7 protein-coding genes, 1 tRNA gene and 2 pseudogenes are annotated in these 10,316 nt (G+C 45.8%); 7 read left to right on the forward strand and 3 right to left on the reverse strand.

Annotated features, from left to right (window positions below):
- The first annotated feature begins 156 nt into the window (after positions 1–156).
- Positions 157–1,935, forward strand: coding sequence for a sigma-54-dependent Fis family transcriptional regulator (locus E0D98_RS17875; RefSeq protein WP_000417808.1), 1,779 nt, complete (start codon positions 157–159; stop codon positions 1,933–1,935).
- A gap of 39 nt (positions 1,936–1,974) precedes the next feature.
- On the opposite strand, the gene xdhC is transcribed toward E0D98_RS17875, so the two are convergent.
- The 3 genes from xdhC to xdhA are packed head-to-tail and all read right to left on the reverse strand — an operon-like array spanning position 1,975 to position 5,637.
- On the reverse strand, positions 1,975–2,454 hold the full coding sequence (gene xdhC / locus E0D98_RS17880; protein WP_001016605.1) for a xanthine dehydrogenase iron sulfur-binding subunit XdhC: 480 nt from the start codon (positions 2,452–2,454) through the stop codon (positions 1,975–1,977).
- Positions 2,451–3,329: a xanthine dehydrogenase FAD-binding subunit XdhB gene (xdhB, locus tag E0D98_RS17885; protein ID WP_000459182.1), complete on the reverse strand. Its 879-nt coding sequence runs from the start codon at positions 3,327–3,329 to the stop codon at positions 2,451–2,453. Before xdhB ends, xdhC begins: the two co-directional genes overlap by 4 nt.
- Positions 3,330–3,339: 10 nt before the next feature.
- Positions 3,340–5,637: a xanthine dehydrogenase molybdenum-binding subunit XdhA gene (gene xdhA / locus E0D98_RS17890; RefSeq protein WP_000388148.1), complete on the reverse strand. Its 2,298-nt coding sequence runs from the start codon at positions 5,635–5,637 to the stop codon at positions 3,340–3,342.
- Positions 5,638–6,051: 414 nt separating this feature from the next.
- On the opposite strand from xdhA, the gene actS reads away from it, so the two are divergent.
- From actS to E0D98_RS17920, 6 genes and pseudogenes are all read left to right on the forward strand, one after another.
- Positions 6,052–6,807, forward strand: a complete 756-nt coding sequence (actS, locus tag E0D98_RS17895; protein ID WP_001272558.1) for an amidase activator ActS — start codon at positions 6,052–6,054, stop codon at positions 6,805–6,807.
- A 78-nt stretch (positions 6,808–6,885) separates the two neighbouring features.
- Positions 6,886–6,959 (forward strand) — tRNA-Gly (locus E0D98_RS17900).
- Positions 6,960–7,192: 233 nt separating this feature from the next.
- The gene (locus E0D98_RS17905) at positions 7,193–8,803 is read left to right on the forward strand and encodes a glycoside hydrolase family 15 protein (protein WP_000676929.1); all 1,611 of its coding nucleotides are present in this window, start codon (positions 7,193–7,195) and stop codon (positions 8,801–8,803) included.
- A gap of 12 nt (positions 8,804–8,815) precedes the next feature.
- Positions 8,816–8,935 (forward strand): annotated as a pseudogene (locus E0D98_RS28535) (type III secretion protein); the annotation flags it as partial.
- Positions 8,895–9,882: pseudogene (locus E0D98_RS27415) on the forward strand (YscQ/HrcQ family type III secretion apparatus protein). The pseudogenes E0D98_RS28535 and E0D98_RS27415, both read left to right, overlap by 41 nt.
- Positions 9,872–10,316, forward strand: a 445-nt coding sequence (locus tag E0D98_RS17920; RefSeq protein WP_096850846.1) for an EscR/YscR/HrcR family type III secretion system export apparatus protein, incomplete at its 3' end; no start/stop codon positions are given. The pseudogene E0D98_RS27415 and the gene E0D98_RS17920, both read left to right, overlap by 11 nt.

Raw genomic sequence — 10,316 nt, forward strand, 5'->3', positions numbered from 1 at the left:
ATAGAAATGTGATATCTCTTCCATAATTTCATTAGAAAATGATAAAAATCTTATGTTTTTATCAAAGCCAATTTCGCCTGAGTTAATATCATCATGATCTGTGAACCATCAACGTCTTCAATGATCGACTTTTAAGTAAGTCTGGAAGGTAAAGCTATGGAGCTTGCTACTACGCAGTCAGTATTGATGCAAATTCAACCGACAATTCAGCGTTTTGCCAGAATGCTTGCCAGCGTTTTGCAGCTTGAGGTTGAGATCGTTGATGAAAACTTGTGTCGCGTCGCCGGAACGGGCGCGTATGGGAAGTTTCTTGGTCGCCAGTTGAGCGGCAACTCACGCCTGCTCCGCCACGTCCTGGAAACGAAAACTGAAAAAGTTGTGACACAGTCTCGCTTCGATCCCCTTTGCGAAGGTTGCGATAGTAAAGAAAATTGCCGTGAAAAAGCATTTCTGGGTACGCCTGTCATTTTACAGGATCGTTGTGTTGGGGTGATAAGTTTGATTGCCGTTACCCACGAGCAACAAGAGCATATCAGTGATAATTTACGCGAATTTTCTGATTATGTTCGCCATATATCCACCATTTTTGTTTCGAAACTTCTGGAGGATCAGGGGCCAGGAGATAACATCAGTAAAATATTCGCGACCATGATCGATAATATGGATCAGGGCGTATTAGTTGTTGATGATGAAAGTCGGGTTCAGTTTGTTAATCAGACTGCCTTAAAAACACTTGGTGTTGTACAAAATAATATTATTGGGAAACCTATCCGTTTCAGACCATTAACATTTGAGAGTAATTTTACTCATGGACATATGCAGCATATTGTTTCGTGGGACGATAAAAGTGAATTAATCATTGGTCAATTGCATAACATTCAGGGCCGACAATTATTTTTAATGGCATTTCACCAATCGCATACCAGTTTTTCTGTAGCAAATGCACCTGATGAACCACATATTGAACAATTGGTTGGCGAGTGCCGTGTTATGCGGCAATTAAAACGACTCATTAGCCGTATTGCACCCAGCCCATCCAGCGTTATGGTGGTTGGTGAAAGCGGCACGGGTAAAGAAGTCGTCGCCCGAGCAATCCATAAGTTGAGCGGAAGACGGAATAAACCCTTTATTGCTATCAACTGTGCCGCGATTCCGGAGCAGCTTCTGGAAAGCGAACTGTTCGGTTATGTTAAAGGCGCATTTACTGGCGCTTCTGCCAACGGTAAAACAGGGTTGATTCAGGCGGCGAATACGGGCACGCTGTTTCTCGATGAAATAGGTGATATGCCATTAATGTTGCAGGCTAAATTACTGCGCGCTATTGAGGCGCGTGAAATTCTGCCGATTGGTGCCAGTAGCCCAATACAAGTCGACATTCGCATCATTTCTGCAACTAATCAGAATTTGGCCCAGTTCATTGCCGAAGGTAAATTCCGCGAAGATCTCTTCTACCGACTTAATGTTATCCCGATAACTCTGCCACCACTGCGTGAACGTCAGGAAGATATTGAACTATTGGTGCATTACTTTTTACATCTGCATACCCGTCGTCTGGGATCGGTTTATCCTGGCATTGCTCCCGATGTCGTCGAAATATTGCGTAAGCATCGTTGGCCCGGAAACCTGCGCGAGTTAAGCAATTTGATGGAATATCTGGTTAACGTAGTTCCTTCAGGTGAAGTTATCGACAGCACGCTATTGCCGCCAAATCTGCTGAATAATGGCACAACGGAGCAAAGTGATGTAACAGAGGTCAGTGAGGCGCACCTGTCACTCGATGATGCGGGCGGCACGGCGCTGGAGGAGATGGAAAAGCAAATGATCCGCGAGGCGCTTTCACGTCATAACAGCAAGAAGCAAGTTGCTGATGAACTGGGCATCGGCATTGCTACGCTCTATCGCAAGATTAAGAAATATGAGTTGTTAAACACATAACCTCAGTGAATCCGGCCTGAATTCAGGCCGGATATCCTTTTACTTCGTTTTCTCGCAATCCAGAACTGTATTTACAATCATCTGATACCCCGTGCAGCGACAAAGATTTCCCGCCAGTCCGCGACGAATTTCCGTAATGGTTAATGGCTTCTCGCGTGGTTTCGCCAGCATTGCCGTGGTAGCCATAATCAGGCCAGGCGTACAAAACCCGCACTGCACTGCGCCGGATTTCGCATAAGCCTGCTGAACATGAGAAAGTTTTCCGCCTTTCGCTTCACCTTCCAGCGTGCGGATCTCTTTTCCTTCAGCCCAGGCGGCAAGGTATAAGCAACTGTCTATTGCTGTGCCGTCGACCAACACCGTACAGGCACCACATTCACCCACGCAGCACCCTTGTTTGACACTTAGCAGTCCTTGTTCGCGGAGTAATTCCGAGAGCGGCGTGCCTGGTGCGGCGTGAAGCTGAAAAGGCATCCCGTTAATGGTGCATTCGATGGTAATTGTTTCGCTGTGATTCATTGCAATTTTCCCCCCGCCGCGGCGACGGCTTCGCTAATCACTTTTTTGGTCATCGTCTGGATGAGATGCAGACGAAACTCTTTACTGGCCCGCCATGAAGAACGCGGGGCGACATCTTGCAGGACAGATTCGCTGATAGCTTCCAGCGTTTGCAGGTTTAATGGCGCATTTTGTGCAGTCTGTTCGGCATGTTGGCAGCGAATCGGCGTTGGCGCGGCAACACCAAATGCCAGGCGTAATTCGCTGAAATTGCCGTTATCCAGTCGGCAATGTGCGGCGCAGCCAATCGTTGAAATATCCATTGCGTCGCGCATGGCATATTTAAAATGCGCGCTGCCCGCGTGTTCTTTCGGCTGTGGCGGAAAATGAAAGGCGACGAGGATTTCGTCATGCTCAAGAGACACTTTGCCCGGCCCGGTGTGAAAGCCATTAATCGGGACGAAACGAACACCGCGCGGGGAGTGGATCTCCAGTTTCGCGTCATAAATTAGCGTTGGCGTGGCAGAATCTGCGCTGGTGGCACCGTTGCAAATATTTCCACCGTAGGTAGCGACGTTACGGATCTGCGGTCCAGCAATGGACGTGGCCGCAGCACATAACGCCGGGAGATGACGTTGAGTTATAGGATCTTCTATTAGCTGGGTAAATGTCGTTGCAGAGCCGATACGTAGCGAGCCATCTTCCGCCAGCGTAATTCCCCGCAGCTCCGCCAGATTATGAATATCAACAATATGGCGATAACGGTCATTGTGATGGTGGAGCTGAATCAGTACGTCAGTGCCACCGGCGAGCAGTTTGGCCTGCGGGTTGTCAGCCAGCAGGTTGATGGCATCGGCAAGGGTTGCTGCGCGATGGTAAGAAGCAAAATCAAACATGATGTTATCCTCAAATCAATCCTGCCAGATGGAACTCTTCATATAACCGTTTTGGCGTCAGCGGCAGTGTATTGATTGCAACACCGGTAGCCATCTTCACCGCGTTACGAATAGCAGCGGCAACAGGAATTATTGGTGGCTCACCCAGTGACTTATGTCCGTATGCGGATTGCGGCTCATTGATTTCGACGAACGCGCTTTCCAGTTGTGGCAGATCCGGCATGGTCGGCATTTTGTAATCCAGCAGATTGGGGTTACGGACCACGCCGCTTTTAGCATCGATGATCATCTCTTCAAATAGCGCCCAGCCAATGCCCATTCCCATTCCGCCGTGTACCTGACCTTCTGCCAGCAGTGGATTAAGAATATGCCCTGAATCATGAACGTTGAGGATGCGGTTGATGATGACTTTGCACAGCGCAATATCGACCGTCAGATCAACAAAGGTACAGCCAAACGCCGGTGGGTTAGTGGTGGTTTTGATGGAGCTTTCAGCAGAGAGCTGCCCGCCGCGTTCAGGGTGGTAGAAAGCGTCCATCGCCAAATCTTTTAACGACATTAACGGCTCTTCCGGTCGTTCAACCAGCACGATATGGCCTTTTATCAGGGTCAGATTCATCGCTGACTGATGTAGCATGACTGCGGCGTGAGCGATGATTTTCTCTTTTAATAATAGTGCCGCACTGCGCAGCGCAGGCGCGGCAACATAGCTCTGGCGTGAGGCAAATGCGCCGGGATCGAACGGCGTAACGTCGGTATCTTGAGTTGAAATAACGCGAACGTCGCTGACCGGAACCCCCACGGTTTCTGCCACCATTTGCGAGAAGACGGTGTCGGCACCCTGACCGATTTCCGTCGCGCCGCTTTGCACGTTGATGGTTCCATCCTGATTCATCAGAAGGCGCGCGCCTGCTATTTCTACGCCGACAGGCCAGGTGTTAGAGGTGTAGCTAAAACAGGCGACGCCAACGCCGCGGCGCAAATTGCCTTGCTGGTTCTGGCATTCTGCACGGCGTTTTTCCCATTCAAAGATTTTCCGGCCTTTTTCAAGACACTCCGGCAACCCTGCGCTGTAAATACGTTTGCCCGTGAGCGGATTAGCATCTCCTTCGCGGGCGGCGTTGCGTAAACGAATTTCAACAGGATCAATACCTAACGCTGTCGCGGCGTCATCAAGCATAGACTCAACGGCAAATACGACTTGTGGCGCGCCATAACCACGCATCGCACCAGCCGAGGGGAGGTTGGTATAGCAGGTCTTTGAACTGTAAGCGTAGGCACAACGAGGATAAAGGTAAGCGACTTTATTCCCCCCCGCAGAAGCGATGGAGTGCCCGTGAGATGCATAAGCGCCGGTGTTAGACAGAACATCCAGACTATAACCTTTCAATGTTCCGTCGCGGTTCACGCCCATTTGCCCGTCAATGGTAAAAGCGTGGCGGGTACGGGTTGCGAGGAAACACTCTTCACGGCTAAGGGAAACTTTCACCGGAATGCCGCCAAGCTTGCTGGTCAGGAATGCCGCCATTGGCTCTTCCAGTACATCCTGTTTATTACCAAAACCGCCACCGACAAATGGTTTGATGACTCGTACGCATGACCAGGGAATATCCAGCGCCTGACCAACCACGCGGCGAACAATGTGCGGGATCTGGGTGCTGGAAACGATGGTAATTCGCGAGTCATCCTCCATCCACGCCAGCGATGTTACGCTTTCCATGTGACAATGTTGAATAACGGGGGTCTGATAGTGCCCCTGTACCTGGTAGTCGGCGGCATCGATTGTTTGTTGGACATTACCCGTCGACATCGTGCTTTGTTTCAGTAAATTGCCACCGTTATGGATTGGTGCAGCGTCTTCTGCCAGCGCCGCTTCTGGCGTGGTGATAACGGGTAATTCTTGCCACTCAATGCTGACCAATTGCGCCGCTTTTTCTGCCGTGAGTTCATCGCGGGCCACGACGATGGCAACGGCGTCACCATGATGACGAACATGGCGAGTTAGCAGTGCGCGATCGGCGGTATCGCGCTTGTTTTCGTCAAGTGTCCAGGCATGCCCAGCTGTAGCGAATGGAATATCAGGCACATCTTCCCAGGTAAAAATCGCCAGTACGCCCGGCAAACTTCTGGCTTGTTCATCATTAATACTTACGGCATAACCATGTGCGATAGGGCTACGTACATATTTCGCATAACACATGCCCGCCATAACATAATCGTCAGTATATCGTGCCCGCCCGGTGACCTTAGCAATGGCATCGACGCGCATGCATGATTCACCCGTAGCGGTTGCTTCCCGCGCTTCCATAGAAATCCCCTCGATTTGAACATTTGGTTCTTATGGCAAAGATTTAGTCTAAGCAGGCAAGATTTACGCCAGAAACGACGATAAGCGTTAGGGGAGGTAGGAAGTGTGATGACGTTAAAAAAACACAGATATGATACGAAACAGGACTCTGAATAGGGGCAGTGATACGTATCAATATGAGTGGCGATAAAATCAATGTGATAAATTGGGATTATTACGCATCAGGATGGGAAATAGGGTAAAAAGTCAGGAAGTTCGATACCTCTACAGCGAATATTTTGCTGATGATACTTCCCTTTGCCAAATGAAATTAACCTCTTTCTCTATTACCACGTTTTTCCAGAAGCAAGAGATTGGGTATCAAGAGGCTGGCTGCTATGATAAGGCGTCTTGTTTTTTAAGCGAGGAAAGATTTTGAGTGCGGGACGCCTGAATAAAAAATCTCTGGGTATCGTGATGTTGTTATCGGTTGGACTGCTTTTGGCGGGCTGTTCGGGTAGCAAATCATCCGATACAGGAACGTATTCCGGCTCCGTTTACACCGTGAAACGGGGGGATACGCTATATCGTATTTCGCGCACCACGGGAACCAGCGTAAAAGAACTGGCGCGACTGAACGGCATTTCCCCCCCTTACACCATTGAAGTTGGTCAGAAACTAAAACTGGGTGGGGCGAAAAGTAGCAGTAGTACACGTAAATCAACCGCCAAATCAACGACCAAAACCGCATCGGTTACACCGTCATCAGCGGTACCGAAATCTTCCTGGCCGCCAGTAGGGCAACGTTGTTGGTTATGGCCAACGACAGGGAAAGTTATCATGCCGTATTCGACAGCAGATGGCGGCAATAAAGGGATTGATATCTCAGCTCCACGGGGTACACCTATTTACGCCGCGGGTGCAGGAAAGGTGGTGTATGTGGGCAACCAGCTGCGTGGCTACGGTAATCTCATCATGATTAAACACAGTGAAGATTACATTACGGCTTACGCCCATAATGACACGATGCTGGTAAATAATGGGCAAAGCGTGAAGGCTGGGCAAAAAATCGCCACTATGGGGAGCACGGATGCGGCATCTGTTCGCCTGCATTTCCAGATTCGTTACCGTGCAACGGCAATTGATCCGCTACGTTACTTGCCGCCGCAGGGCAGCAAGCCAAAATGCTGATGGCGAATTAATCAGCAGTCAGCAGCGCGGCACTTGCTAAGGAGAGCGTAAGGTTTATAATGCCTTACGCATCTCGAAGCGGGCGTAGTTCAATGGTAGAACGAGAGCTTCCCAAGCTCTATACGAGGGTTCGATTCCCTTCGCCCGCTCCAATTTATCTTCACCTGATCAATCTGCCATTTTTGCTGTATCTGATTTTCTATATTATCTTAATTCAATCGCTTCAGACTTTTCGCAATCGCCGTAATACTTCCCCATTTTGTTGTAAATAAAAAGCGTTTACGCAATGCAATCCTTTTGTAACAACCTAGGTAAAACACCTTATTTTCAAGTTGTTAAATAAGTGGTTATCTACGCTTTTAACAAACGATTGATGGAATATTTTATGAAAGGGAAATCTGCATTAACTCTTCTGCTCGCTGGTATATTTTCGTGCGGCACATGCCAGGCGACAGGGGCAGAAGTGACGAGTGAATCTGTATTTAACATTCTTAATTCCACGGGGGCAGCAACAGATAAAAGTTATTTATCGTTAAATCCAGATAAGTATCCTAATTATCGTCTTTTGATTCACTCAGCCAAATTACAAAATGAAATAAAGAGCCACTATACCAAAGACGAAATTCAAGGATTGCTAACATTAACAGAAAACACACGAAAGTTAACGTTGACGGAGAAACCCTGGGGAACGTTTATTCTTGCTTCTACTTTCGAAGATGACAAAACAGCGGCAGAAACCCACTATGATGCTGTCTGGCTGAGGGATAGTTTATGGGGCTATATGGCATTAGTATCAGATCAGGGAAATAGTGTAGCCGCAAAAAAGGTTCTGCTCACCCTGTGGGATTATATGTCTACGCCCGACCAGATTAAGCGGATGCAGGACGTCATTAGCAACCCCAAACGACTGGATGGAGTTCCCGGGCAAATGAATGTTGTGCATATCCGATTTGACAGCAACTCCCCCGTGATGGCAGATGTGCAGGAAGAAGGCAAGCCGCAGCTGTGGAACCATAAACAAAATGATGCGTTAGGTCTTTATCTTGATCTCCTTATACAAGCAATCGACACTGATACAATTAACGCTGAAGATTGGCAAAAAGGTGACCGATTAAAATCGGTTGCGCTGCTGATTGCTTATCTGGATAAAGCCAATTTCTATGTTATGGAAGATTCCGGAGCATGGGAAGAAGATGCCCGATTAAACACATCTTCCGTTGCACTGGTGACCTCTGGACTGGAACGTTTGTCGAACTTACTCTCGAAGAAAGACTCTGTTTTTGTCTCTGATTTACTACGCGAAGCTAAAGCCAATGAACTGGATGAACCTCTTTCAACAACGAGGTTGAACCACCTCATAGATAAAGGTTATGAAAGAATAACGTTACAGCTTGATTTAGGGGGAGAATCCCCAGGTTATCTGGAAAAAGATAAACATTACAGAGAAGCCGATGCGGCTTTACTTAATGTTATTTATCCTGCAAATCTTGCAAAGATAAACACCAGAAGAAAAGAGCAGGTTCTAAAAATAGTTAAAAAACTAGCAGGTCCGTATGGTATAAAAAGATACGAGAAGGATAATTATCAGTCGGCAAATTTTTGGTTCAATGATATTAAAACCGATACCGATCAAAATTCACATGCGAAAAGAGAAAAGAGCTTCATTCCATCAACAGAAGCAGAATGGTTTTTTGACTCATGGTATGCAAAATCAGCAGCAATTGTTTATAAAGAATCAAGAAAGGAAGAGTATTTGAATGACTCAGTGCAATTTATGAATAGATCATTGGCCCAAATAACAGGCGAGAATATGATTGGTGCAAATGGCAGGAGTGTACCTGAAATGGCACTTCCCGAAAGCTATAACTATATCCACAAGTCGGGAACTTTGCATGAAGCGCCAAGCCCTATCATTCCGCTAAATTGGTCGAAAGCTTCAATGACTCTCATGTTGAAAGAGATGTCCAACCTTATCAATGATGAGGGAATTAAATAGTTTTCATAATGAGTTACAGCACAACGTTGGGTATTGACTGAGCAAGATGAACGACAAGGACAACGACATCAGCCTTATGAGGAGCAAGAAAATGAAAGCAAATTCGAAAACGATCAGAAGGATGAAAGTTAATGTTCGGTCTGAGGAAAGTAAATCGAAACACTCATACGTTTGAAACCACTTTTCAAAATTGGAAAGAAAATGGCGAAGATGTTGCATTATTAATGCCCGAATTTAGTGCTAAATGGTTACCGATAGCAGAAGAGAGTGGCAGCTGGTCTGGATGGGTATTGCTTGGAGAAATATTTCCCTTAATTTCATCTGAGCTCGCTGGGATGGCTTTAATGCCAGAAACGGAAAGGTTAATAGGGGAATGGCTCAGTTTATCCAGTTCCCCGTTAAATCTAAAGCATCCTGAACTAAAATATAATCGTTTGCACGTAGGTAAAGTATTTGATGGAGTATTGAGCCCTGCTCAACCACTAATAAGAATATGAACAGGGGAATTGAATCTTTGGTTAGATAAAGTCACAGTCTGCCAATACGGAAACGCTCCAGCGTTAGACAAAAAATCATTATATTGGTCCATTCATTTTGTAATTGGATTTAGTAAAACATGTTACAGAAGTCTTGTTGATATTGAAGTTGGTGATGTTTTATTAATCTCAAATAATTTGGCTTATGCGGTTATTTATAATACAAAAATTTGTGATTTAATTTATCCAGAGGAGTTAAAAATGGCTGATCATTTTGAGTACGAGGAAGATTTTGAAACAGATGATTTTGATATCAAAAAAAACGAGAGTGAGATTTATGATGAAAATGACGATCAGATGATTAATAGTTTTGAAGACTTGCCTGTAAAAATTGAGTTTGTTCTTGGTAAGAAAATAATGAATCTATATGAAATAGACGAACTCTGTGCAAAAAGAATAATATCTCTGCTTCCTGAATCTGAGAAAAATATAAAAATACGTGTAAATGGCGCGCTAACTGGCTATGGCGAACTTGTTGAAGTGGATGATAAATTGGGCGTAGAAATTCATTCTTGGTTATCAGGGAATAATAATGTCAAATAGCATTTCGCTGATAGCGATATTATCATTATTTACACTATTGCCGTTTATAATAGCATCCGGGACATGTTTTATTAAATTCTCGATTGTTTTTGTTATTGTCCGAAACGCGCTGGGACTTCAGCAAGTGCCATCAAATATGACACTTAATGGGGTTGCTTTGCTATTGTCAATGTTCGTAATGATGCCGGTTGGGAAGGAAATATATAATAACAGTCAGAATGAGAATCTTTCATTCAATAATGTAGCATCGGTTGTTAATTTTGTTGAGACAGGCATGAGTGGTTATAAATCATATTTGATAAAATATTCTGAACCTGAGTTGGTTAGCTTTTTTGAAAAGATTCAGAAGGTGAATAGTTCTGAAGACAATGAAGAGATAATCGATGATGATAATATTTCAATTTTCTCGTTACTGCCCGCATATGCATTGAGTG

The sequence above is a fragment of the Escherichia sp. KCJ4928 genome (genome assembly GCF_004352695.1).
In the GTDB taxonomy this organism is placed as follows: Bacteria; Pseudomonadota; Gammaproteobacteria; order Enterobacterales; family Enterobacteriaceae; genus ECMA0423.

Coding starts and splice junctions, on each gene's coding strand:
- E0D98_RS17875 (WP_000417808.1), top strand. CDS start 157: ATGGAGCTTGCTACTACGCAGTCAGTATTGATGCAAATTCAACCGACA.
- xdhC (WP_001016605.1), bottom strand. CDS start 2,454: ATGAATCACAGCGAAACAATTACCATCGAATGCACCATTAACGGGATG.
- xdhA (WP_000388148.1), bottom strand. CDS start 5,637: ATGGAAGCGCGGGAAGCAACCGCTACGGGTGAATCATGCATGCGCGTC.
- E0D98_RS17905 (WP_000676929.1), top strand. CDS start 7,193: ATGAAAGGGAAATCTGCATTAACTCTTCTGCTCGCTGGTATATTTTCG.
- xdhB (WP_000459182.1), bottom strand. CDS start 3,329: ATGTTTGATTTTGCTTCTTACCATCGCGCAGCAACCCTTGCCGATGCC.